This window comes from Hydrogenophaga soli (assembly GCF_054777695.1).
Genome location: NZ_BAAHAK010000002.1, coordinates 196,950 through 219,150 on the forward strand (window position 1 = coordinate 196,950; position 22,201 = coordinate 219,150).

Consider the following 22,201-nt stretch of genomic DNA (forward strand, 5'->3'; position numbering starts at 1 on the left):
GGTGAACTCCAGAAGGCGTTGGGTCAGGCGGTCCGGTTCCGATCGATGGCAATGACCTGAAGTTCCGGCAGGCTGGGCGGGGTGAGGGGCAGGTCTTCGTGGTCAAAGGCCTTGTCGCCCTCGTCGCTGGCCACGCCCGTGGGGGCAATGGTTTCAAACGGGAACAACTGGCGGTCCATCAGGTGGCTGGGCACCACGTTTTGCAGGGCGTGCAGCATGTTGTCCAGGCGGCCGGGGTGTTTTTTGTCCCAGTCCTTCAGCATCTGGTTGATTTGGGCGCGTTGCAGGTTTTCCTGGCTGCCGCACAGGGTGCAGGGGATGATGGGGAATTCGCGCACCTGCGCCCAGCGGATCAGGTCCTTCTCGGCCACATAGGCCAACGGGCGGATGACGGTGTGCCGCCCGTCGTCGCTGACCAGCTTGGGGGGCATGCCCTTCAACTTGCCGCCGAAGAACATGTTGAGCATGAGCGTGGCCAGGATGTCGTCGCGGTGGTGGCCCAGTGCGATCTTGGTGGCTCCCAGCTCGCTGGCCACCCGGTACAAAATGCCCCGGCGCAGGCGGCTGCACAGGCTGCACATGGTTTTGCCGGGCTCGATCTTCTCCTTGACGATGGAGTAGGTGTCCTGGTTCTCGATGTGGAAGGGCACGCCCAGCTGCGTGAGGTACTCGGGCAGGATGTGCGCCGGAAAACCGGGCTGCTTCTGGTCGAGGTTGACGGCCACCAGCTCAAAACGCACCGGTGCCCGCGCCTGGAGCTTGAGCAGGATGTCCAACAGGCCGTAGCTGTCCTTGCCGCCCGACAGGCAGACCATGACCTTGTCGCCCTCGCCAATCATGTTGTGGTCCACGATGGCTTCGCCCACTTGGCGGCACAGGCGTTTTTCGAGTTTGTGGTTTTCGCGTTCGATGTTCATGGCAGGGCGGGAGAGTCGGTGCGTCGGCGGGGGCGCAAGGCCCGCGCCAGGCGAGCCAGTGCGGTGGTCTGCTGGCGCCAGAAACCCCAACCGTAGTCCACACCACCGGCCTCGGGCAACTGGTCGTGGATGCCGGTGGGGCCGGGGGCGCGGTGGAACTGGGCGGAGCCGAACAGGACATCCCACAGCGGCAGCAGCACGGCGTAATTGCAGCCCAGGCGCAGGTGGTGTTCTTCGGGCGTGGTGCCCACGTCGATGCTGTGGTGCACCCGGTGAAACCGCGGCCCCACCCACAGGTATTGGCCCCAGCGGCCAAAGCTGAGGTTGAGGTTGGCATGCGCCAGCGATTCGGACAGTTTGAACAGCACCGCCAGCAGCACGAACTGGTCGGTGGGCACGCCGATCAAGCGGGCCAGCAGCACAAACAGCACCTCCACCAGCACGATGTCCAGCACATGGGTGCGGCTGTCGCTCCAGGCCGTCATGTGTCGTTGGCTGTGGTGCACCGCGTGCAGCGCCCACCACCATGTCCAGCGGTGCTGGAAGCGGTGAATCCAGTAGTTGGCGGCATCCAGCAACACCACGTACACCAGAAAGCCAAACAGCGCCTGGTCGGTCACGCCGGGCCACCAGGGGGCCATCCACTGGTCCAGCTGGCCAGTGCCGATGTCGTGCACGGCCAGCCATCCGAACAGGGCGTTCCACAGCGGCCCCAGCAGCAGGAAGGTGGCCACCCGCAGGATGCCCAGGCGGTCGATGAGGGTGTAGATCACGTCGATGCCAATGTCGTGCCGCCGCACCCGGCGGCCTTCGTCCGTGCTGGGGGCGGCTTCGAAAGGGCGCAGCCGCTCCAGCGGGCGCAGCACCAGGCCGATGGCGAGGATCTCCAGCACACCGATCAGGAACCACAGCGAACCCAGGAAGGCGTCGTCGGTGTACGGGGTCAGCCCCAGCAGGGGCAGGGCGGGTTGCACCAGGTGGACAAAAAACCACTCGTGAACGGTGTCCAAACCGTCTCCCAGCGTGTCCAGCCATGACCCAAGGGTGTCGAGGTTCATGGGCGGGGGGCCTCCATGCGAAATGCCGGTCCGTAGACCGGGTGGGTCCGCAGCGTTTCAAAGCAGAAACCCCGGTTTTTCAGTCCGGTGATCAGCGGCTCCAGCACCGCAGGTGCCCAGGGGTCTTGCCGGGACCAGATGCCCAGGTGCGCCAGCAGGATGGAGCCGGGGCGCACGTCGCGCAGCGCACGCGCCAGCAGGGCGGCGTTGGGCGAGGTCTCGCTGGGCAGTTCGTCACCCAGAAAACCCTCGGGGCTCCAGGGGATGTGGGTGAAGCCGCAGGTTTTGGCGGCGGCCAACAGCGCGGGTGAGGTCTTGCCGCCGGGGGCTCGGAAGGCGGCGGCCATGGCGTGGCCGGTCATGGCCTCGAACCGTGCAGCGCTGCGCTTGAGTTCGGTGCAGTAGTCGGCGGCGGTCATGCGAAATGCCTGGCCGGAGCGGGGCCCTGCACTGGGGCGCACGGTGAACGAGCCATCGGCCCGGTCGGCCCGCCAGTACACGTGGTCGAAGGTGTGGCTGCCAAACGCATGGCCCTCGGCGGCGCGGGCGCGCCACCAGGGGGCCCAGGTGTTGTCCAGGCTGCCGCCTCCCTCCCGGGTGGGTTCATTGGCCAGGAAAAAGGTGGCTTTCACGTCGTGGCGGTGCAGCACGTCGGCCACCAGCGCGGCCACGCCCATGTGGCCGGTGTCGAACGTGAGGTACACCGGGCGGGCGCAGGCCGCTGCCGGTTCAGCCGGTGCCGCGGCATGGAGGGGGGAGAGCAGGGTCAACCCGGCCAGGCTGAAGGCCAAGGGGCCCCAACGCCTGGGGAGCAGGCGGGCCACCAGGTCACTGACGGGGTGCATGGCTCAGTGTGAACACACCGTGGGGCGACTTGCCCACCTTCACCTGGTGGATCACCTGGCGGTTGGGCACATCCACCCAGGTGAGCTTGCGCGCCCAGCGCGAGGCCACCAGCAGGGTCTTGCCGTCGGCCAGCAGCTCCATGTCGTCGGGGCCGCCAGGGGCGGGCAGCTTGCCCACCACGGCCTGCTGCTGGGTGTCGATGATGCTGATGGTGTCGGCCGAACGGTTGCCCACGAACACATGGCGCTTGTCACCCACGGCGCGGAAGGCGTGGGCGCTTTCCCCGGTTTCGATGCGCTTGATGAGTTTGGCCGGGCTGGCGGTGACGTCGTACACCTCCACAAAACGGTCGCCCGTCAGGGCCACGAACAGGGTTTTGTCATCGGCGGTCAGGTAGACGTCGGCGGGCAGCTGGCCCGTGCCCACGCGCCATTTGACGGCCTGGGTTTTCAGGTCGATGGCGATCAGCTCGCTGCTTTCCTGCATGGTGGCGTACACCGTGCTGCTGGTGCTGTCGATCCACTGGTGGCTGGGCGTCTTGCCCGTGGGGATGCGCTTGGCCAGGCGGAAGGGCTCGTTGGCGTTCTGGGGCTCCCAGTGGTAGATGTCCACATGGTTGAGCCGGTTGGCCAGGGTCACGAACCAGCGCATGTCGGGGGAGAAACGCAACTGGTAGGGGTCCATGATGCCCTTGATGTCGCGCTGCACCTGGGCGGTTCGGGGGTCGATGAAGGTCAGCGAGTTGCCCACCGCGTTGGCCACGATCAGCGAGCGTTCGTCGGGCGTCAGGTACAGGTGGTGGGGCTCCTTGCCCACGTTGATGCGTTTGACCTCGGTGAGCTTCACCGGGTCAACGACGCTGACGGTGGCGTCGAGTGAGTTGAGGACAAAGATGGGGGCCGGGGTCGAAACCGCATCCGCCGCATGGGCTGGCAGGGAGAGGAGGCAGGCAGACAGTGCCCACAGGCACAGGGACCGACGCTGAAGGTCGAGCATCAAAGCACTTTCGAAAGGAAGACCCCTGTATTTTGACGGCTCACCACTGCCCGCTTTCCATGCGGATGGCCACTTCGCAGTCGTCAAAAATGGCCAGTTTGGCAATCTTGACCCGCACCCCCACCACCCCGGGCAGTTGCAGCAGGCGGCGGGCCAGCTTGCCGATGAGCGTCTCCAGCAGGTTGACGTGCTCGGCGGTGCACTCGTCGATGATGATCTGGCGCACCTTGCGGTAGTCCAGCACATGGTTGATGTCGTCGTCGTGGGGCAGCAGCGGTTGCGGGCCCTGGTTCAGCTCGGCATCCACCTGGATGGGCTGGGGCTTGGTCTTTTCGTGCGCCAGGATGCCCAGGTTGGCGTCAAAGCGCAGGCCGGTGAGCGTCAGGGTCTGGTTGCCTGCTTGGTGGGGGAGGCTGGTGGCGGTCATGGTGCAGGCGTCGGGGCGGATGCTGAGGCCGAGGGCATCAGTGAAAAATCGCGGTCGAACTTCATCAGGTGCTGGCCGCCGTCCACCAGCAGCGTGGTGCCGGTGAGGGAACGGTTGCTCAGCGCAAAGGCCACGGTGGCGGCCACGTCTTCGGGGGTGGACGAACGACCCAGCGGCGACAGCCGGTGCAACGCCTCGAACTGGGCGTCGCTCAGCAGGTGGCTGGTCAGCGTCAGGCCCGGGGCCACGCCCACCACCCGCACCCACGGGGCCAGGGCCTGGGCCAGCAGGGTGTTGGCGGCCTCCAGGGCGGCCTTGGACAGGGTGTAGCTGAAGAAGTCGGGGTTGGGGTTCCACAGCTTCTGGTCCAGCAGGTTGACCACCACCCCGGGCGGCAGGTCAGCCCGCAGGGCCTGGCGGTGGGCATGCAGGCATTGCGCCAGCACCACCGGCGCGGCGGTGTTGGTGGCCAGGTGCTGCATCAGCGACGCATAACCAAAGCGGGGGGCCGTGTCGTGTTCGAAGGTGCTGGCGTTGTTGACCACCGCGTCCACGGTGCCAAAACGCTGGACCGTGCGCTCCCACAGGGCTCGGACCGAGGTCTCGTCCGACAGGTCGGCAAACAGCACGTCGAACTGCCCGCGCCCGGCCGACGCCTCGTGGCATTCGGCCGCGGTGTTGACGGCGTCCACCCGGGAGTAACGGTGGTGCAGCGCCACGTTCCACCCCTGTCGGGCCAGGGTGAGGGCGATTTCGCGGCCCAGGCGTTTGGCGGCGCCAGTCACCAGCGCGGTGCGCGGTGTCTGTGGGGAGGCGGGGGATGGCGGCGCGGCTTGTGGCTCAGTGGGGTCCATCGGGGACAATGCAGGGGTGAATGCATCCAACGACAACGGGGCCGACAGTGTAGCCAGCGCACTGTGTGTCCGCATGACCCAGGCTGTGCGCGACGCGGGCGGCTGGCTGCCTTTTGACCACTTCATGGCCCTGGCGCTGTACGAGCCCGGTCTGGGCTACTACGCCAACGGGCGGGTGACGTTCGGGCGCATGCCCGGCGGTCAGGCCCAGGGCGGTGCCGCGGGCGAGCTGGCGGGCAGCGACTTTGTCACCGCCCCCGAGCTGTCGCCCCTGTTCGGGCAGGCGCTGGCGCAGCAGGTGGTGCAGGCATTGCAGGCCACCGGCACCGACGAGGTGTGGGAGTTCGGGGCCGGTTCCGGGGCTCTGGCGCTACAAATTTTGGAGCATGTTGCGCTTTTGGAGAAAGCGCAAAAGGCTAATTTCATCCGCAAATACACCATCGTGGACGTGTCGGGCGTGCTGCGCCAGCGCCAGCAGGCGCGTCTGGCCGCCTGGGGCGACCGGGTGCAGTGGGCCGACCGCCTGCCCGAGCGTTTCAGCGGGGTGGTGCTGGGCAACGAGGTGCTGGACGCCATGCCCGTCAAACTGCTTGCCCGCCAGGGCGGCGTGTGGCACGAGCGCGGTGTGGCGCGGGCCGACGCCAGCCCGTCGGGCCAGGCGGCCTGGGTCTGGGCCGATCGCCCCACCGACCTGCGCCCGCCGGTGGAGGTGCCGGGCGACCACGACTACGTGACCGAAATCCACCCCCAGGCCGAGGCCTTTGTGCGCACCCTGGCCGAGCGCTGGGCGCGTGGGGCCGGGTTCTTCATCGACTACGGTTTTCCCGAGGCCGAGTACTACCACCCGCAACGCGACACCGGCACGCTGGCCTGCCACCACCTGCACCGCATGGACGACAATCCGCTGGCGCGGGTGGGCGAGAAGGACATCACCGCCCACGTCAACTTCACCGGCGTGGCGCTGGCCGCGCAGGAAGCCGGGTTGGACGTGCTGGGTTACACCACGCAGGCGCGTTTCCTCATCAACTGCGGCCTGGCCGGGCTGCTGGATGCGCTGCCGCACACCGACGCCGGGCTGGCCGCACGCGCCATGGCCGCCAAGCTGGTGCAGGAGCACGAGATGGGCGAGCTGTTCAAGGTCATCGGCCTGGCCCCCGCGGCCCCCGGGGCTGAAGCCGCGGCGTGGGAGCCCCTGGGTTTTGCCCAGGGCGACCGCACCCACACACTCTGACCGACCCGGAGGCCGCGCGTGATCCGCTGGATGCTGGTGATCTTCCTGGCGCTGCTGCTCATCAACGGGCTGCACCCGCTGCTGCAGAAGTTCGGGTTCGGGCGGCTGCCGGGGGATTTCCGGTTCCGGCTGTTCGGGCGCGAGTGGTTCATTCCCATCACCAGCACCGTGCTGCTGAGCCTGGTGGCGGGCCTGTTGGCCAAGCTGGTGTGAACCCTCGTCCTTCGGGGGCTTGAAGACCGCCGGGGCGGCATCATGTGCATACGCCAAGGAGTATGAAATGAACGCTGCCACCCCCACCGATCCGCTGCACGTGGTCTGCCCGCATTGCCATGTGACGAACCGCGTCACCCCCGACGGCCTGCGGGCCGACCCCAGCTGCGGCAAATGCCACCAGCCGCTGTTCACCGGCCACCCGCTGGCGCTGGACGAGGCGGGCTTTGAACGCCACGTGGGCCGCAGCCACCTGCCGGTGCTGGTGGACTTCTGGGCCCCGTGGTGCGGCCCCTGCCGCACGATGGCCCCGCAGTTCGAAGCCGCCGCCCGCACGCTGGAGCCCGGGGTGCGGCTGGTCAAGGTCAACACCGAAGAGGCCCAGGCGCTGGGCGCACGCCTCCACATCCGCAGCATCCCCACGCTGGCGCTGTACGTGGGCGGGCGCGAGGTGGCCCGGCAGGCCGGTGCCCTGCGGGCTGAGCAGATCGTGCAGTGGACGCACGCCCAGCTGGGGCGCTGACCACGGGGGCTACACTGCTTGCGACCGTGCCCGTTGCAAGCCTTTCCGACGGGGAACTGCTGTGTTTTTGTAGAGATTTTGTCCGTGGCGATGCATCCCTCACAACCCGTTTCCTCTGGTCCGCGCCTCCTGGCTGACATTGGGGGCACCAATGCCCGCTTCGCCTGGCAGGTCGGCCCCGGCCAGCCCATGTCCGACCTGCGGGTGCTGCCCGGTGCCGACTTCCCCACGCTGGCCGATGCGGCCCAGGCCTACCTGGCGGCCATCGGCCAAGGGGTACCGACGCAAGCCGCCATTGCCATCGCCAACCCCATTGAGGGCGACTGGGTTTGCATGACCAACCACCACTGGCGCTTCTCCCAGCGAGAGTTGGCCCAAAGCCTGGGGGTGACGCGGCTCAAGATGCTCAACGACTTCACCGCTTTGGCGCTGGCGCTGCCCGACATTCCCGCCGACGAGTTGCGGCAGGTGGGGCCGGGGCAAGCCCAAGCCCGGGCGGCCATCGGCCTGCTGGGCGCGGGCACGGGCCTGGGCGTGTCGGGTCTGGTGCCTCAGGCGGGTGGGGGCTGGGCCCCTCTGCAAGGCGAAGGGGGCCACACCACCCTGCCCGCGCAAGGGGCGCGGGAGTGGGCGGTGCAGGCCGGTCTGGAGCGCCTGCACGGCCACCCTTCGGCAGAACGGGCGCTCAGTGGGCAGGGTCTGCTCGACACCTACCGGGTGTTGTGTGCCTTGGATGGGGTGGACGCTGGGTGCACCCAGCCGTCCGAGGTGACGGCGGCGGCCCTGGCGGCCACCGACCCGCGGGCCGAGGAAGCCCTCACGCTGTTTTGCGCCTGGCTGGGCTCGGTGGCGGGCAACCTGGCCCTCACCCTGGGGGCCAAGGGCGGGGTGTACGTGGGCGGGGGCATCGTGCCGCGCCTGGGTGAGTGGTTTGATCGTTCACCGTTCCGCGCCCGGTTTGAGGCCAAGGGCCGGTTTCAGGGGTATCTGGCGGCGGTGCCCACCTGGGTCATCACCTCGTCCCAGTCGCCTGCGCTGTGGGGGGCCATCCGGGCCCTGGATCAGGCCGATTGACGGCGGGCGGTGGATCTGCCGATACGGGGTTTTGGGCGGATATTTAATTAATCGCATAATGAATAACCGCTGCATGGGTGGCGGCGTTGTTCTTTTTCCAAGGGGCCGCAGTGCCCTTCACCACAGTCAAGGAGACCCTTCCCATGAAATTCAATCGTTTGCTCGGTGCCCTGGTGGCAGCGGCGACCCTGCAGTCGGCCATGGCTGGTGAGGTCGAAGTGCTGCACTGGTGGACATCAGGGGGGGAAGCCAAGTCGGTGGCAGAGCTGAAGAAAATGCTCCAGACCAAGGGCCATGTGTGGAAAGACTTCGCCGTGGCTGGCGGGGCCGGTGACAACGCCATGACCGTGCTGAAAAGCCGCACGGTGGCGGGCAACCCGCCCATGGCGGCCCAGATCAAAGGCCCGGCCATCCAGGAATGGGCGACGGAATCTTCGCTTGCCAACCTGGACGCCACCGCCAAGGCCGAGAAGTGGGACGAACTGTTGCCCAAGGTGGTGGCCGACGTCATGAAGTACAAGGGCAACTATGTGGCGGTGCCGGTCAACGTGCACCGTGTCAACTGGGTCTGGGCCAACCCCGAGGTGCTGAAGCAGGCGGGTGTGGCGGCCATGCCCAAGACCTGGGACGAGTTCTTTGCCGCCGCCGACAAGATCAAGGCCAAGGGCCTGATCGCCGTGGCCCATGGGGGCCAGAACTGGCAGGACTTCACCACCTTCGAAACCGTGGCCCTGGGGGTGGGCGGCGCCAAGTTCTACCAGGACGCCCTGGTCAAGCTCGACCCCAAGGCCTTCACCAGCGACACCATGAAGAAGACGCTGGAAACCTTCCGCAGGCTCAAGGCCTACACCGACGCCGCCGCCCCCGGGCGCGACTGGAACCTGGCCACCGCCATGGTGATGCAGGGCAAGGCGGGCTTCCAGTTCATGGGCGACTGGGCCAAGGGTGAATTCCTCGCCGCAGGCAAGGTGCCGGGCAAGGACTTCCTGTGCGCCACCGCACCGGGCACCGCCAATGCCTACACCTTCATCACGGACTCCTTCATCATGTTCAAGCTGAAGGACGCTGCCGCGCAGAAGGCCCAGGCCGACCTGGCCACCTCCATCATGAGCCCCGAGTTCCAGGAGGTGTTCAACCTGAACAAAGGGTCCATCCCGGTTCGCCTGAACATGAAGATGGACAAGTTCGACGACTGTGCCAAGACCTCGGCCCGGGACTTTGTGGAGACGGCCAAGGCCGGTTCCCTGCAGCCGTCGGCAGCCCACGGCATGGCGATTGCACCGGTCACCGAAGGCGCCATCAAGGACGTGGTGAGCCAGTTCTGGAACGACGACAAGGTCAGCGTCGCCGACGGCATGAAGAAGCTCGCCGTTGCAGCCCAGACCCGGTGAGGGTCTGATCCCCCCGCAGGTGGGTCTGCGGGGGCTCCGTCGCATCCGCACCGCGGGTGTTCAGCCTCAAAAGGGTGTTGCCATGAAGCCCGCGTTTGAAACGGCGTTGCCCAAGCTCGTCGTGGCCCCCGCCTTTGTGCTGGGGTTTGCGTTCATCTACGGCCTGATGATCTGGAATGGCGTGTTGTCCCTGACCGCCTCACGCATGCTGCCCAACTACAGCGAGTTTGTGGGGTTGGCGCAATACGCCCGCTTGTGGGACATGGACCGCTGGTGGCAGGCACTGAAGAACCTGGGCCTGTTCACGGTGCTGTATGTGGGCGGCTCCATGGGGGTGGGGCTGGTCCTGGCCATCCTGCTGGACCAGAAGGTGCGGGCCGAGGGCGCCTTGCGCACCCTGTACCTGTACCCCATGGCGCTGTCCTTCGTCGTGACGGGCACCGCCTGGAAGTGGGTGCTCGACCCCAGCCTGGGCGTGCAAAAGCTGGTGCAGGACCTGGGCTGGACCGATTTCACCTTTGACTGGCTGGTGCAGAGCGACACGGCCATTTACTGCGTGGTGCTGGCGGGGGTGTGGCAGAGCGCCGGGTTTGCCATGGCGCTGTTCCTGGCGGGGCTGCGGGGGATTGACGACTGCATCATCAAGGCGGCGCAGATCGACGGGGCCAGCCTGCCGCGCATCTACTGGCGGGTGATCCTGCCCATGCTGCGGCCGGTGGTGTTTTCCACCGTCATGGTGCTGTCGCACCTGTCCATCAAGAGTTTTGACCTGGTGATGGCGCTGACCGGCGGCGGCCCGGCGTATGCCAGCGATGTGCCCGCCACCTTCATGTACACCATGAGCTTCACCCGGGGCCAGATCGGCCTGGGGGCGGCCAGCGCCACCCTGATGCTGGCCACCGTGGCGGCCATTGTGGTGCCCTTCCTCTACAGCGAACTGCGGAGCAAGTCCCATGAGCGCTGAAGGGGCTCGCCTGACGGCCCGCCTGGGGCGTGTGCTGGTGTACCTGCTGCTGTTGGTGGCGGCGCTGGTGTTCCTGGCCCCGCTGTACGTGATGCTGACCACCGCGTTCAAGGACGCCGACGAAATCCGCCAGGGCAACCTGCTGGCCTGGCCGCAGCACCTCAACCTGGAGGCCTGGCAACGGGCCTGGTCCCAGGCGTGCACCGGTGCCGATTGCCGGGGCTTGCAGCCGTATTTCTGGAACTCGGTGCAGATGGTGGTGCCTGCGGTGCTGTTGTCCACGCTGTGGGGGGCCGTCAACGGGTATGTGCTGAGCCTGTGGAAGTTTCGTGGCAGCGAGGTGTTGTTCGGGCTGCTGCTGTTTGGCGTGTTCATGCCGTTCCAGGTGGTGTTGCTGCCCATGAGCCAGGTGCTGGGCTGGCTGGGCCTGTACAGCTCCATCGGCGGCCTGGTGCTGGTGCACTGCCTGGCGGGGGTGGCGGGCACCACGCTGTTCTTTCGCAACCACTACGCCTTGGTGCCCAAGGCGCTGATCAACGCCGCCCGCATCGACGGGGCGGGCTTCTGGCGCATCTTCTTTCGCATCATCGTGCCCATGTCCACGCCCATCGTGATGGTCACCGTCATCTGGCAGTTCACCAACATCTGGAACGACTTCCTGTTCGGCGTGTCGTTCAGCGGGGCCGACAGCAAGCCGGTCACCGTGGGCCTGAACAACATGGTCAACACCACCAGCAGCGTCAAGGCCTACAACGTGGACATGGCCGCCGCCGTCATCGCGGGCCTGCCCACCCTGCTGATTTACGTGCTGGCCGGCCAGTACTTCGTCAAGGGCCTGACGGCCGGTGCCGTCAAGGGTTGACGCCCGTATCACTTCACCGAAGGCATCGCATGGCTTCCGCATTGCACCTCCAAGGCATCCGCAAGACGTTCGGCAGGGGAGGGCGCGAGGTCGAGGTGCTCAAACACATCAACCTCGACGTGGCACCGGGTGAGTTCCTCATCCTGGTGGGGCCGTCGGGGTGCGGCAAAAGCACGCTGCTCAACATCATTGCCGGGCTGGAGGTCCCCACCCAGGGGGCGGTTCGCATCGGCGCGCGCAACGTGGTGGGCGTGCCCCCCGCGCAGCGCGACATCGCCATGGTGTTCCAGAACTATGCGCTCTACCCCACCATGAGCGTGGCTGACAACATCGGTTTTGCGCTGGAGATGCGCAAGGTGCCCAAGGCCGAGCGCCAGGCCCGCGTCCAGCAGGTGGCGGCCATGCTGCAGATCGAGCACCTGCTCAGCCGCCGCCCCAGTCAGTTGTCGGGCGGGCAGCGTCAGCGGGTGGCCATGGGGCGGGCGCTGGCGCGTGAGCCGCAGCTGTTCCTGTTTGACGAGCCGCTGTCCAACCTGGACGCCAAGCTGAGGGTGGAGATGCGGGCCGAAATCAAGCGGCTGCACCTGGCCAGCGGCATCACCAGCGTGTATGTCACCCACGACCAGGTGGAGGCCATGACGCTGGGCAGCCGCATCGCCGTCCTGAAAGACGGTGTGGTGCAACAACTGGGCACACCGGACGACATCTACAACCGCCCCGCCAACACCTATGTGGCCACGTTCATGGGGTCACCAACAATGAATTTGATAGCTGGTCACGCTTTATTTGAAAGCGCTGAAGGCCAATTTGTCATTGAATCCGCGGTCTTGCCTCTGAGCGCCCCCGTGCCCGACGCCTGCCCCGTGCGGCTGGGCTTGAGGCCCGAGCACCTGCGGCTGGACGATGCCTCGTCCTGGCGCGGTCAGGTGTCCTTGGTGGAGCCCACCGGGGCTGACACCCATGTGGTGGTCCACACCGCGGCGGGTGAGGTGACCGTGCGGGTTTCGCCCCAGGTTCGGGTGCAGGTGGGCGATCGCGTGGGTTTGGCGGTGTGCGCCACCGCGCTGAACTGGTTCGACCCCGTCAGCGGTGCACGCCTGCCCACCTGAGCCGTGCGTGCTCAGGGGCTGATTCAGACCGTGGCGGGCACGGGGGCAGGCTTGTTCAGCGGGATGTGCAGCGAAACCCGCAAGCCGCCTTCGGGCGGACTCTCGGCCACGGCACGGCCGCCGTGTCGCTGCGCCACTTCTTGCACGATGGACAGCCCCAGTCCACAGCCGCCCGGCAGCTGACTGCCGCGCCAGAAGCGCTGGAACGCCTGGGTCCGGTCGGCGGCGGGCAGGCCCGGCCCGTTGTCTTCCACGGTCAGCACGGCTTCGGGCACCAACTGGTTGACCCCCACACGCAGGGTGACCTGGGTGTCCCGGGGGGTGTAGCGCAGCACGTTGTCGAGCAGGTTGGCCAGGGCTTCCCGCAACTGCAAGCCGTCGGCCTGCAGAGGGAGGGAGTCCACGCCCTCGTAGCCCAGGTCCATGCCAGCCAGCAGGGCCTTGGGTGTCCATTCCCGGGCCACGTCCCGGGCCAGTTGGGCCAGGTCCATGGGTTGGGCCCTCAGCGGCGCTTCGCTGCGGGCCAGGGCCAGCAGCTGCTGCACCAAGTGGGCGCTGCGCTCGGCCCCGGTGCGCACCTTGGCCAGCCGTTCGGTCAACAGGGGACCGGGGGTTTCGCGCTGCGCCAGCTCCACCTGGCTGATGAGCCCGGCCAGCGGGGTTCGCAGCTGGTGGGCGGCGTCGTTGAGAAAGCGCTTTTCCTGGCTGACGTTGCGGGCCACCTTGGCCAGCAGGCCGTTGACCGCATGCACCAGCGCACTGACCTCGCTGGGGGCCTGGTTGATTTCAATGGGTGACAGGGCATCCACATCGCGGTGGGCCAGCTGGGTGGTGAGGCGGGTGAGCGGGCTCAAGCCCCGCACCACGCCGCCGTACACCGCGATGCTGAGCAACACCCCCAGCACCAGCAGCGGGGCCAGCAGGTCGTACACCAGCTCGGCGGCAATGCGTTGCTGGCCGGTCAGGCTTTGGCCCACCTGCACACGCAGCCGGCGGGGCGCGTCGGCCTCGCCGTAGGCCAGGTCCAGGGAGGCGATGCGCATGGGGCGCCCATCCACCACCACCTGGTAATGGATGGGGCGGCTCAACGGATGGTCCAAGCTGGGGTTGTTCGGCGGCTCGGGCAGGTTGCGGTTGCCCAGCAGGAACTGGCCCGGGGGCGACGACACGGTGTAGCTGAGCCGGTCCGTGGGGTCCTGTTCCAGCACGTCCTGGGCAGCCTTGGGAAAGTCGATCAGCAGGCCTGAGCCAATGGGTTTGACCTGGCGGGACAGCGCCCAGACCGACTGCGACAGCGACTGGTCGATGCCTTTTTCGGCGTAGGCCAGCGCCATGCGGTAGGCCAGCGCCCCACCGCCGGCCCACAGGGCCAACTGGGGCAGCAGCAACCACAACAGCAATTGGCGTCGCAGCGACTGGCTGGCCGCGGGGCGGAAGTGCATGGCGGGTCAGTGGTGGCTCTGTTCCAGCAGGTAACCCAGGCCGCGGATGTTGCGGATGACGTAGGTCGACTCGGTCAGCTTGCGGCGCAGGCGGTGGACGTACACCTCCAGTGCGTTGGAAGCCAGGGCCGGGGGGCCCCCGTCCATGGGTTGGGCCTGCCAGACTTCCAGCACGGCCTCGCGGCTGACCACCTGCCCGATGTTGCGTACAAGCAACTCCAGCAGCGCCCATTCGCGGGAGGTGAGCTCGACGGGATGGCCGTCAAACCAGATCCGGTGGGATGCGGGGTCAAGCTGAATGCCTTGGTTGGTCGATCCATGGGGCGCAAACGCGGGCAGGCTGGCCCGGCGCAGCATGGACTGCACCCGCACCAGCAGCTCGTCGGGGCTGAAAGGCTTGGTGAGGTAGTCGTCCGCACCGGCTTTCAAGCCATCAATGCGGTCGTCCAGACCGTCGCGGGCGGTGAGGATGAGCACGGGCAGCGCAGGCTGAGCGCGTCGCAGCTCGGCCAGCACCTGCATGCCGTCCAGCAGCGGCAGACCCAGGTCCAGCACCACGCCTTCAAAAGCGCCTTCCTGGGTCATTTGCAGGGCTTGTTGCCCGTCAGAGGCGGTGGCCACCTCGTGGCCGGCCTGGGTCAGCAGCACACACAGGCCATCACGCAACAGTTCATCGTCTTCGGCAAGCAGGAGTCGGGCCATAGGGAAACAGGAAAGAACGGTTGTTTTGGATCGATTGGACTCAATCGGGCGCACATGCATGGACAATAACGCATTCGCCGCCCGCTGTGCTGACGGCAATGTCTGGTGCAATGCGAACATGGAACACTCTCACATAGGTCGATACGAGGTGGTCCGGGTGTTGGGGCAAGGGGCCATGGGTGTTGTTTTCGAAGCCCTCGATCCTCGCCTGGCCCGGCGGGTGGCCATCAAAACCATCCGGGCGGAGAACCTCTCTGCGGAGCAATCTCGCACTTACGAAGCCCGCTTTGACACCGAGGCCCGCTCGGTCGCCCGGCTGGCGCACCCCAACATCGTCAGCGTCTACGACTCGGGGCAGATCGACGCCATGTCGTACCTCGTCATGGAGTACGTGCCGGGCGTCAACCTGAAGGACTGCTTGCGCGCCGGGGTGCGGTTTTCCCCTTGGGGCGCGGTCCGCATCGTGCAGGACGTGCTGGCCGCCTTGGGCCACGCGCACGAGCAGCGCATCATCCACCGCGACATCAAGCCCGAAAACATCCTGCTCGACGACACCGGGCGGGTGAAGCTGACCGACTTCGGCATCGCCAAGATGCTGGACTCCGAGGTGGACAACGGCACGCAGCTCTCCGGCGGCTCCATCGGTACGCCACGCTACATGTCCCCCGAGCAGGTGCGCGGGGGCGCGTTGGACGAGCGTTCCGACCTGTTCTCGGTGGGGGTGTTGCTGTACGAACTGCTGACCGGCAAACCCCCGTTCGATGGGGGCAGTGCCATTGCCATTGCCACGGCCATCCTCCACGACGAACCCCAGCCCCCCTCGGTGGTCGAACCCGGCGTGAACCCGGCCCTCGACCCGGTGCTGGGTCGGGCGCTGGCCAAGGTGGCCAACGAGCGTTTTCCCTCCAGCCAGATGTTTGCCCAGGTGCTCGCGTCGGTGTCCGCCGATTGGCCCGAGCCGGAGTGTGGACGCAGCACCCATGGCGTGGCCGTCCTGGTGACCGATGCATCCCAAGAGGCATTGCGGGTGCTCCTGCGAGAGCTGCGGACCGAAGAGTCCGGCGAAGCCAACGCCCCCACGCAGGTGGTGCCGGTGGTTGACCTCTCCGATGCCGATGACCGCACCCGGTTGTACTTGTCGGAAGCGGACCAGGTGCGACGGGTGGTGGCCTCTGCTGCGACCCCTGGCCGCACCGACACGCCGCCACCCAGCCCTCGCCGTGTCGCCGCCCCTGCAACCCCCGCCGCCCCGTCGGGGCGCCGGTTTGCCTGGCTGGCGGCTGCGCTCAGTGGCGTGACGGTGGTGGCGGTGTTGGCGTGGCTGGCGCTGCGCCCGGCGGTCCCTGAGCCCACGCCAGCGCCACCGGCAGCCCTGGGCGACCCCGCCCAATCGTTGTCTGACAAAGAAGTGCTGGTGACCTCCTCCACGGCAGCGTCCTCGGCATCTGCGTCAGCCCCGGCCCCGGCACCCACGGCGGTGCCCGCGGCCATGCCGCCATCGGGTGCCGCCCTGCCCCCGTCGGCCAGTGCCTCGACTGCCAAACCCGCCAACCCCTCGGGGACTGTGGCGCGCAAACCCGTGGCCGGTGCGACCATCCCCACCGCCACCAGTGCTGCTGCATCGGCGGCGGGGGCGGATGCGGCTGCGCCGACCCAACCCGCCGCGGCACCACCCCGCCATGAGCCTGCGCCCACCCCGGCGCCCCCACAGGCGGCCACCCGTCCTGCAGAGCCGTGCGCGGGCATGGGCTTTTTCGCGCGGGAATCCTGCCTGTGGACGCAGTGCCGCACCGATGCCTACCGCAAGCATCCGGCGTGCGAGCGCTTCCAGGACAAACCCAAGTCCAACTGAGGGGGGCCCGTCACCCGCGGGCGTGAGGCTGGGGCCTCAGGCCCGCGTGCCGAGGGCCTGGCCAATGGCCCGGGTGCGGGCCGCCTGGATGGCCTGGGCAATGGCCTCCCCTTGGGCGCGAGGCCGTGTGCTGGCCCCGGGCGGGCGGGCGACGTCCCGCGCCACCTGTCCCGCGTCCACCGACTGCGCCGCCGCCAGCACCGCCAGCAAATGGGGGCGTTGGGGGTAGGGCTCCTGGTCCTTGCCCAGGCGGCCTCGGGCGTCGCATTCGCAGGCCAACAGCACCTCGGCAAAGCGCTCGGGGCGGCGCAGGGCATCGCAGCGTTCCAGCAGGCGCAGCAGGGCGGCGGGGGACAGGTCCATGCAGCGGTGGATGTGGCCGTGCTCGCGGGCCACGGTGTCGGCCAGTTCCTTGCAGTCGCGCGGCACGCGCCAGCGTTCACACACGTCGCGCAGCAGCTGGGCGCTGCGTTCTTCGTGGTCGATGTGGCGGGGCAACACGTGGGCGGGGGTGGTGCCTTTGCCCAGGTCGTGCATCAGGCAGGCCAGCCGCACGGGCAGGCTGGTGTTCAGCTGGGCGGCCATGTCCAGCACCAGCATGACGTGCACGCCCGTGTCCACTTCGGGGTGGTACTCGGCGCGTTGGGGCACGCCCCACAGCCGGTCCAGCTCGGGCAGCAGCACGGCCAGCGCCCCGCAGGTGCGCAGCACCTCGAACATGCGCGAGGGGCGGGCCGCCATCAGCCCGCGGGACAGCTCCTGCCACACCCGCTCGGCCACCAGGTGGTGCACCTCGCCATCGGCCACCATCTGGCGCATCAGCACCAGGGTGTCGTCGGCCACGCGGAAATGGGGAAAGCGGGCGGCAAAACGCGCCAGCCGCAGGATGCGCACCGGGTCTTCGCGGAAGGCGTCGCCCACATGGCGCAGCACGCCCGCACGCAGGTCGGCCACGCCGCCATGGGGGTCGATCAGCCCCTCCAGCGGGGGCAGGCCGCCATTTTTTGAATCAAAAATGGCCCTGGCGCTTTCATTCAAAGCGCAAGTAGCTATTGAATTAATAGTGAGGTCGCGCCGCGCCAAGTCCTGCTCCAGCGTCACGTCGGGCGCGGCGTGGAAGGCAAAGCCCTGGTAGCCGGGGGCAGTTTTGCGTTCGGTGCGGGCCAGGGCGAATTCTTCGTGGGTGATCGGGTGCAGGAACACCGGGAAATCCTTGCCCACAGGCTGGAAGCCCTGGTCCAGCAGGTCTTGAGGCGTGGCCCCCACCACCACCCAGTCGCGGTCCTGCACGGGCAGGCCCAGCAGGGCGTCACGCACCGCGCCGCCCACCAGGTGCACGGAAAACGAGGGCGGTTGTGCGCCCGGGGTGGACACCATGTGCAGCCGGTTCAGCGGCCCAGCCGGTAGGGTTCCTCGAAATCGAGGAAGTCGGCTTCGTGCAGGGCGTCGTGCACCCAGGCCTGCACGCCGGGCAGATCGCACACCGCCTGCACGTAGTCGGCCAACTGAGGCGGCAGGGCGATGCCGTAGGTGCGCAGGCGCATCACCATGGGGGCGAAGTAGGCGTCGGCAATGGAAAAACGCCCGAACAGCAGCGGGCCGCCGTAGGCACTCAACAGGCCGGTCCACAGCGTTTTCAGCCGCTCCAGGTCGGTGCGGGCCGCGGCATGGTCACGCAGCACCAGCTCGCCGATGTGCGGCAGGCTGGCCTCGATGTTCATGGGGAAGTGGCTGCGCAGGGCACCAAAGCCACTGTGCATTTCGGCACACACGCTGCGGGCCTGGGCACGGGCCACCGGGTCGGTGGGCCACAGGTTCAGCTCGGGGTGGCGGTCGGCCAGGTATTCGGCAATGGCCAGGGTGTCCCACACCGCCAGGGCCTTGCCGTCGGCGGTGGTGTGGGCGTCGTCGATCAGCGCGGGCACCTTGCCGGTGGGGCTGATGCCGGAGAGCGACTGCTTGAACGTGGAATGGGGCGCGAACGAGTCAAAGCGCAGCAGTCGCTCGTCAAAGGCAATGCCCGCCTGCTTCATCAGCACCCAGGGGCGCATGGACCAGGACGAGTAGTTCTTGTTGCCGATCAGCAGGGTGTAGGCCATGGGTGTGGATGGGTGAGGCTGCGGGGGCGTTCAGGCGTACTTTTCGAGGATGCGGGTGGAGCGTTCCACCTCGCGCAGCGTGTCCTGCTCGGATTCGGAGGAGGCGACGGCTTCCATCACTGTGCAGGCCATCATGCGGTAGAAGGTCTTTTCCATGGCCTTGCGGGCGGCGGACATCTGCTGGGCCACGTCTTCGCAGGGGCGTCCGCTTTCGATCATGTCGATCAGCCCGCGCACCTGGCCTTCGATGCGTTTGAGGCGGTTGACCACATCGCGCTGGTGTTCCTGCCGGTAGGGCGACGGCGTGGTGGGTTTGTCGCAGGCAGCGGCTGCAGAAGGCGCAGGGGCTTTGGTGGGCATGGGAAGTCCTGAGGTTGGGTTCAGGAGGGGGAGTGTGCCAAAAAAGGCAACGCATGGATGGCTTGCACCAGGCTTTCACCAAACATTCATCCGTGAATAACCTTACCTTCCAGGGTAAATGGGGTTGCGCTGGCCTGCCCTCTCCTCTCAGGAAGAAGCCATGGCGGGGCGCGACAACGCCCTTCGGAACGAGGGTGGTGCCACCGGCGGTCAGCGCCGCCGTTGGGCGCGGAGGTCAACCAGCCGTTCCCGCGGGGCCAGTGTGCCGGCTGTCTGGTGCAGGAAGGTGGGCAGCACATCTTCCAGGTGGGCGGGGGTCAGGCCCCAGTCGGCCAGGGTGACCTGCCCGTCGTCGGTTTCGGAGGCCACGTTGTCCACCTCGAGCGAGCTGATGTTGTCGGTGCTCATCAACGGGGTGCCGGGCAGCAGTTCCATCAGCAGGGCCTGGAAATAGGCCAGCGCGGTGGGCAGGGCCAGCACCGGGCGGGGGCAGCCCACGGCCTGTCCGGCCAGGCGCACCAGCTGGGCCAGCGTGTACACGTCGGGGCCGGTGGCTTCCAGGGTCTGGTCGATGGTGTCGGGGTGGGCGACCGCATGCACGATGGCTTGGGCCACGTCTTGCACCCACACGGGTTGAAAGCGCACGCGGGCACCGGCCAAGGGCACCAACGGCAGCACCTGCTGCATGCGGGCAAACAGGTTGATGAAGTGATCTCCCGCACCAAAGATGACGCTGGGCCGCAGCACGGTCAGGTCCAGGTCGGCTGCTTCCAGCACCGCTTCACCAGCGGCTTTGCTGCGCAGGTACAGCGATGGGGCGTCGGCCGCCGCGCCCAGTGCGCTGACGTGGATGACCCGGCGCACGCCCGCGGCGGCACAGGCCGCGGCCAGCGATTCGGGCAAATCGACATGCACCTTGCGGAAGGCCCGCTCGTTGCCGTGCAGGATGGCCACCAGGTTGATGACCAGGTCATGCCCGGCCACCAGCCGGTTGAGCTGGTCGGGCTGGTGCACATCGGCCACCTGAACGGTCAGCCCGGGCAGGTGTTGTACGGCGGCGGCGTTCTTGAGCACGCGGGTGGGCACGGTCGTGCGGTGGCCGGCGCGTTGCAGGCTTTCGCACACATGGCGACCGACGAAGCCGGTGCCCCCCAGAACCAGGATGTTGGACATGCGGTGTGTTCCTCAATGGGTTGAATGCGGTGGGTTCGGGGTGCGGCTCAGGGCAGTTCCAGGTCCGGGGCCTGCCCGGCTGCGGTGCGCGGGCCGACCGTTCCCAGCCGGGTTTTGAGCGATTGTGGCTGCCCTGAGATCAGCGCCGCGTAGTTGGTGGTGTTGGACAACACCTTCTTGACGTAGTCGCGGGTTTCGCTGAACGGGATGTTCTCGGCCCAGATGGCCCCTTCGAGCACCGGGCCCTGACCCCCGGGCGCACGCCACTGGCGGGGGCGTCCCGGTCCGGCGTTGTAGGCGGCCGCGGCCAGGGGCATGGAGCCTTCGAAGTCGTCGAGGATGAGCTTGAGGTAGGCCGTGCCAATGGTCACGTTGGTCTGGCGCTCGTTCAGGTCGTTGGGCGTGAAGCCGTTGAGGCCGATCTTCTTGGCCGTCCATTTGGCGGTGGCGGGCATCACCTGCATCAGGCCCGAGGCACCGACGTGCGAGCGGGCGTCGGTGACAAACCGACTTTCTTGCCGGATGAGGCCGTACACGTAGGCCGGGTCCAGGCCGATGTCGCGGGTGCGGGGCACCACCGTGTCCTTCAGGGGCATGGGGTAACGTTGCAGGTAGTCGGCCACGTCGCGGGTGCGCTCGCTGGTGTTGATGCAACGGTCCCACACCTGTTGCTGGCAGGCCCATTGGGCGGCAGCCAGGCGCTCGCGGTCACCCATGCCGCCTGCGTTGTGCAGGTTGGTGGTGTAGTTCCATTCCTTCACCCCTTCGGGCCGCAGGCCCAGGGCGATGGCGGCCAGCGCCCGTTGCAGGCCGGGGTTGGCTTTGGCGCTGCGCAGTTCGTCGTCCGTCAAGGGCGATGGGGCCGGGGGCACCTGGATGGCCTGACCCAGCTCTTCCAGGGCCAGTTGGCCGTAGAAGTGGTGGGGGCTGGCGATGGATTGCAGCATCCGCCGGGCTTCGGCGGTGCCCTCAGGGGTGTTGGCGCGCAGCTTCAACAGGGCGCGGGCTTGCCAGTAGGTCCACGTGGGGTCGGCCCGCAGCTCGGCGGGCATGGCGGCAATGGCGCGCTGGACCTGGTCCCATTGGCCCTGGCGCAGTGCCGCGCGGACCCACCAGGCCAGGTGGTCGGGGTGCATGTGCTCGGGTTGGCCCTTGGCAAACCACTGGGTGGCTTCGGGCATGAGGCGCAGGGCCGCGGCCTTGCCCACCGCGCCCCAGGCCCAGCTGCGTTCTTCCTGGGTGAGTTGCACCCGCCAGCGGGATTTGTTGAGCTGGTCGGCCGCGTCGGCGGGCTGCTGGGTGGCCAGCTTGACCACGGCCAGCGTCACCAGCTCCTTGGTCTGGTGGCGTACGGCGGTGAGCTTGTCGTCCAGGTAGCGCTCGGGCTGGGCCAGGATGGCCTGGGCCGACTTGGCCCAGCCGCTGTCCAGCAGGCCCACGGCCTGGGTGGCCATGCGGGGTTTGTTGAGTTCCGCCCCCAGCCGGGCCCGCTGCCAGGCCAGCTGGGTGGGCAGCCTGTGCTGCTGGATGAGCTTGTCGGCCACGTCGGCGCAGGCGTCTTCGGCGTCTTTCTGCGCCATCCACAACCGGACCACGTCGTCCACGGCCTCGGGGGGCAGGGTGTCTTCGGTGCTGAGCCGGGCGTTCAGGTGGTGGCACTGGACGGTGGCATCGTCCAGCATGCGAAAGCGGGGGTGTTCCTGCAGGAAAGTGCGCCAGTCCTGCCGTGCGCCCAGCAGGCGCAGCCAGTCGTTGCGCAAGCGGTCTTCGTAGTAGGAGCCGGCCCAGGTGTCCAGGAACTGGCGGATGCGGTCGTTGGAGGCGGTTTCCAGCCCCAGGCGCATCTCCCAATAGGCCACCAGCGGGGCCAGCAGGTGCTGGCGGGTCTTGCTGGCGGCGGCCTGCAAGGCGCTGGCGTTGCCGCGGCGGTAGGCGTCCTTGGCGTCCAGCACGGCCTGGTCAGCCGAGGTGAGGGTGGGTTGAGAGAAGGCCGGTGCACTCACAATCAGGCACACAACGGCGAGAATGGCAAGGCGGGACTTGGCCCGTTTGGAGGTGAGGGTGCCCGGCCCTGGGGCTGGTGCACCGTGCTTGCGAAACAACATCGG

The 22,201-nt window shown here is 67.7% G+C and carries 22 protein-coding genes; 9 read left to right on the forward strand and 13 right to left on the reverse strand.

The window, feature by feature from the left end; genetic code table 11:
- Window positions 1-23 precede the first annotated feature (23 nt).
- The 6 genes from ttcA to ACYVB7_RS04060 are packed head-to-tail and all read right to left on the reverse strand — an operon-like array spanning window position 24 to window position 5,098.
- On the reverse strand, window positions 24-917 hold the full coding sequence (gene ttcA, locus ACYVB7_RS04035) for a tRNA 2-thiocytidine(32) synthetase TtcA (RefSeq protein ID WP_460505282.1): 894 nt from the start codon (window positions 915-917) through the stop codon (window positions 24-26).
- Window positions 914-1,975 carry a sterol desaturase family protein gene (locus ACYVB7_RS04040; protein ID WP_460505283.1) on the reverse strand — a complete coding sequence of 354 codons (1,062 nt, stop codon included), beginning with the start codon at window positions 1,973-1,975 and terminating at the stop codon, window positions 914-916. The genes ttcA and ACYVB7_RS04040 overlap by 4 nt, the downstream gene beginning before the upstream one ends.
- Entirely contained in the window at window positions 1,972-2,820 is an 849-nt protein-coding gene (locus tag ACYVB7_RS04045; protein ID WP_460505284.1) for a polysaccharide deacetylase family protein, read from the reverse strand. Before ACYVB7_RS04045 ends, ACYVB7_RS04040 begins: the two co-directional genes overlap by 4 nt.
- Entirely contained in the window at window positions 2,804-3,817 is a 1,014-nt protein-coding gene (locus tag ACYVB7_RS04050; RefSeq protein WP_460505285.1) for a YncE family protein, read from the reverse strand. The genes ACYVB7_RS04045 and ACYVB7_RS04050 overlap by 17 nt, the downstream gene beginning before the upstream one ends.
- A gap of 40 nt (window positions 3,818-3,857) precedes the next feature.
- Window positions 3,858-4,244 (reverse strand): dihydroneopterin aldolase, encoded by a 387-nt coding sequence (locus ACYVB7_RS04055; protein ID WP_460505286.1) that lies wholly within the window; start codon window positions 4,242-4,244, stop codon window positions 3,858-3,860.
- Entirely contained in the window at window positions 4,241-5,098 is an 858-nt protein-coding gene (locus tag ACYVB7_RS04060; protein ID WP_460505287.1) for an SDR family oxidoreductase, read from the reverse strand. Before ACYVB7_RS04060 ends, ACYVB7_RS04055 begins: the two co-directional genes overlap by 4 nt.
- Window positions 5,099-5,171: 73 nt before the next feature.
- On the opposite strand from ACYVB7_RS04060, the gene ACYVB7_RS04065 reads away from it, so the two are divergent.
- From ACYVB7_RS04065 to ACYVB7_RS04100, 8 genes are all read left to right on the forward strand, one after another.
- Window positions 5,172-6,329, forward strand: a complete 1,158-nt coding sequence (locus tag ACYVB7_RS04065) for a class I SAM-dependent methyltransferase (RefSeq protein ID WP_460505289.1) — start codon at window positions 5,172-5,174, stop codon at window positions 6,327-6,329.
- Window positions 6,330-6,347: 18 nt separating this feature from the next.
- Window positions 6,348-6,542, forward strand: a complete 195-nt coding sequence (locus ACYVB7_RS04070) for a DUF2905 domain-containing protein (RefSeq protein WP_460505290.1) — start codon at window positions 6,348-6,350, stop codon at window positions 6,540-6,542.
- 67 nt (window positions 6,543-6,609) lie between these two features.
- A complete protein-coding gene (gene trxC / locus ACYVB7_RS04075) occupies window positions 6,610-7,065 on the forward strand; it encodes a thioredoxin family protein (RefSeq protein WP_460505291.1) in 456 nt (151 codons plus the stop codon).
- 90 nt (window positions 7,066-7,155) lie between these two features.
- Window positions 7,156-8,139 (forward strand): glucokinase, encoded by a 984-nt coding sequence (glk, locus tag ACYVB7_RS04080; RefSeq protein WP_460505695.1) that lies wholly within the window; start codon window positions 7,156-7,158, stop codon window positions 8,137-8,139.
- A gap of 143 nt (window positions 8,140-8,282) precedes the next feature.
- Complete coding sequence (locus tag ACYVB7_RS04085; RefSeq protein ID WP_460505292.1) at window positions 8,283-9,530, forward strand: ABC transporter substrate-binding protein; 1,248 nt, start codon at window positions 8,283-8,285, stop codon at window positions 9,528-9,530.
- Window positions 9,531-9,612: 82 nt separating this feature from the next.
- On the forward strand, window positions 9,613-10,494 hold the full coding sequence (locus ACYVB7_RS04090) for a carbohydrate ABC transporter permease (RefSeq protein WP_460505293.1): 882 nt from the start codon (window positions 9,613-9,615) through the stop codon (window positions 10,492-10,494).
- Window positions 10,484-11,356, forward strand: a complete 873-nt coding sequence (locus ACYVB7_RS04095; RefSeq protein ID WP_460505294.1) for a carbohydrate ABC transporter permease — start codon at window positions 10,484-10,486, stop codon at window positions 11,354-11,356. The genes ACYVB7_RS04090 and ACYVB7_RS04095 overlap by 11 nt, the downstream gene beginning before the upstream one ends.
- Window positions 11,357-11,385: 29 nt before the next feature.
- Window positions 11,386-12,465, forward strand: a complete 1,080-nt coding sequence (locus ACYVB7_RS04100) for an ABC transporter ATP-binding protein (RefSeq protein WP_460505295.1) — start codon at window positions 11,386-11,388, stop codon at window positions 12,463-12,465.
- Window positions 12,466-12,488: 23 nt separating this feature from the next.
- On the opposite strand, the gene ACYVB7_RS04105 is transcribed toward ACYVB7_RS04100, so the two are convergent.
- A complete protein-coding gene (locus tag ACYVB7_RS04105; RefSeq protein ID WP_460505296.1) occupies window positions 12,489-13,907 on the reverse strand; it encodes a sensor histidine kinase in 1,419 nt (472 codons plus the stop codon).
- A gap of 6 nt (window positions 13,908-13,913) precedes the next feature.
- Window positions 13,914-14,609, reverse strand: coding sequence for a response regulator transcription factor (locus tag ACYVB7_RS04110; RefSeq protein ID WP_460505297.1), 696 nt, complete (start codon window positions 14,607-14,609; stop codon window positions 13,914-13,916).
- Between the two features lie 118 nt (window positions 14,610-14,727).
- Between ACYVB7_RS04110 and ACYVB7_RS04115 the strand changes: the two genes are divergently transcribed.
- Entirely contained in the window at window positions 14,728-16,461 is a 1,734-nt protein-coding gene (locus tag ACYVB7_RS04115; RefSeq protein ID WP_460505298.1) for a serine/threonine-protein kinase, read from the forward strand.
- A 36-nt stretch (window positions 16,462-16,497) separates the two neighbouring features.
- Here ACYVB7_RS04115 and ACYVB7_RS04120 read toward each other — a convergent pair whose 3' ends face one another.
- The 5 genes from ACYVB7_RS04120 to ACYVB7_RS04140 all read right to left on the reverse strand — a co-directional run bounded on the left by ACYVB7_RS04120 (window position 16,498) and on the right by ACYVB7_RS04140 (window position 22,198).
- Entirely contained in the window at window positions 16,498-17,838 is a 1,341-nt protein-coding gene (locus ACYVB7_RS04120) for a multifunctional CCA addition/repair protein (protein WP_460505300.1), read from the reverse strand.
- A gap of 11 nt (window positions 17,839-17,849) precedes the next feature.
- Window positions 17,850-18,560, reverse strand: coding sequence for a glutathione S-transferase family protein (locus ACYVB7_RS04125; protein WP_460505301.1), 711 nt, complete (start codon window positions 18,558-18,560; stop codon window positions 17,850-17,852).
- 30 nt (window positions 18,561-18,590) lie between these two features.
- Window positions 18,591-18,920 (reverse strand): metal-sensitive transcriptional regulator, encoded by a 330-nt coding sequence (locus ACYVB7_RS04130; protein ID WP_460505302.1) that lies wholly within the window; start codon window positions 18,918-18,920, stop codon window positions 18,591-18,593.
- A 210-nt stretch (window positions 18,921-19,130) separates the two neighbouring features.
- Window positions 19,131-20,093: a complex I NDUFA9 subunit family protein gene (locus tag ACYVB7_RS04135; protein ID WP_460505304.1), complete on the reverse strand. Its 963-nt coding sequence runs from the start codon at window positions 20,091-20,093 to the stop codon at window positions 19,131-19,133.
- Window positions 20,094-20,140: 47 nt separating this feature from the next.
- Complete coding sequence (locus ACYVB7_RS04140) at window positions 20,141-22,198, reverse strand: lytic transglycosylase domain-containing protein (protein WP_460505305.1); 2,058 nt, start codon at window positions 22,196-22,198, stop codon at window positions 20,141-20,143.
- Between the last annotated feature and the right edge of the window lie 3 nt (window positions 22,199-22,201).

What these genes read in the sequence shown, in the direction of transcription:
- ttcA (WP_460505282.1), bottom strand. Translation starts at nt 917, where the DNA reads ATGAACATCGAACGCGAAAACCACAAACTCGAAAAACGCCTGTGCCGC.
- ACYVB7_RS04040 (WP_460505283.1), bottom strand. Translation starts at nt 1,975, where the DNA reads ATGAACCTCGACACCCTTGGGTCATGGCTGGACACGCTGGGAGACGGT.
- ACYVB7_RS04045 (WP_460505284.1), bottom strand. Translation starts at nt 2,820, where the DNA reads ATGCACCCCGTCAGTGACCTGGTGGCCCGCCTGCTCCCCAGGCGTTGG.
- ACYVB7_RS04050 (WP_460505285.1), bottom strand. Translation starts at nt 3,817, where the DNA reads ATGCTCGACCTTCAGCGTCGGTCCCTGTGCCTGTGGGCACTGTCTGCC.
- ACYVB7_RS04055 (WP_460505286.1), bottom strand. Translation starts at nt 4,244, where the DNA reads ATGACCGCCACCAGCCTCCCCCACCAAGCAGGCAACCAGACCCTGACG.
- ACYVB7_RS04060 (WP_460505287.1), bottom strand. Translation starts at nt 5,098, where the DNA reads ATGGACCCCACTGAGCCACAAGCCGCGCCGCCATCCCCCGCCTCCCCA.
- ACYVB7_RS04065 (WP_460505289.1), top strand. Translation starts at nt 5,172, where the DNA reads ATGACCCAGGCTGTGCGCGACGCGGGCGGCTGGCTGCCTTTTGACCAC.
- trxC (WP_460505291.1), top strand. Translation starts at nt 6,610, where the DNA reads ATGAACGCTGCCACCCCCACCGATCCGCTGCACGTGGTCTGCCCGCAT.
- glk (WP_460505695.1), top strand. Translation starts at nt 7,156, where the DNA reads ATGCATCCCTCACAACCCGTTTCCTCTGGTCCGCGCCTCCTGGCTGAC.
- ACYVB7_RS04085 (WP_460505292.1), top strand. Translation starts at nt 8,283, where the DNA reads ATGAAATTCAATCGTTTGCTCGGTGCCCTGGTGGCAGCGGCGACCCTG.
- ACYVB7_RS04090 (WP_460505293.1), top strand. Translation starts at nt 9,613, where the DNA reads ATGAAGCCCGCGTTTGAAACGGCGTTGCCCAAGCTCGTCGTGGCCCCC.
- ACYVB7_RS04095 (WP_460505294.1), top strand. Translation starts at nt 10,484, where the DNA reads ATGAGCGCTGAAGGGGCTCGCCTGACGGCCCGCCTGGGGCGTGTGCTG.
- ACYVB7_RS04100 (WP_460505295.1), top strand. Translation starts at nt 11,386, where the DNA reads ATGGCTTCCGCATTGCACCTCCAAGGCATCCGCAAGACGTTCGGCAGG.
- ACYVB7_RS04105 (WP_460505296.1), bottom strand. Translation starts at nt 13,907, where the DNA reads ATGCACTTCCGCCCCGCGGCCAGCCAGTCGCTGCGACGCCAATTGCTG.
- ACYVB7_RS04110 (WP_460505297.1), bottom strand. Translation starts at nt 14,609, where the DNA reads ATGGCCCGACTCCTGCTTGCCGAAGACGATGAACTGTTGCGTGATGGC.
- ACYVB7_RS04115 (WP_460505298.1), top strand. Translation starts at nt 14,728, where the DNA reads ATGGAACACTCTCACATAGGTCGATACGAGGTGGTCCGGGTGTTGGGG.
- ACYVB7_RS04120 (WP_460505300.1), bottom strand. Translation starts at nt 17,838, where the DNA reads ATGGTGTCCACCCCGGGCGCACAACCGCCCTCGTTTTCCGTGCACCTG.
- ACYVB7_RS04125 (WP_460505301.1), bottom strand. Translation starts at nt 18,560, where the DNA reads ATGGCCTACACCCTGCTGATCGGCAACAAGAACTACTCGTCCTGGTCC.
- ACYVB7_RS04130 (WP_460505302.1), bottom strand. Translation starts at nt 18,920, where the DNA reads ATGCCCACCAAAGCCCCTGCGCCTTCTGCAGCCGCTGCCTGCGACAAA.
- ACYVB7_RS04135 (WP_460505304.1), bottom strand. Translation starts at nt 20,093, where the DNA reads ATGTCCAACATCCTGGTTCTGGGGGGCACCGGCTTCGTCGGTCGCCAT.
- ACYVB7_RS04140 (WP_460505305.1), bottom strand. Translation starts at nt 22,198, where the DNA reads ATGTTGTTTCGCAAGCACGGTGCACCAGCCCCAGGGCCGGGCACCCTC.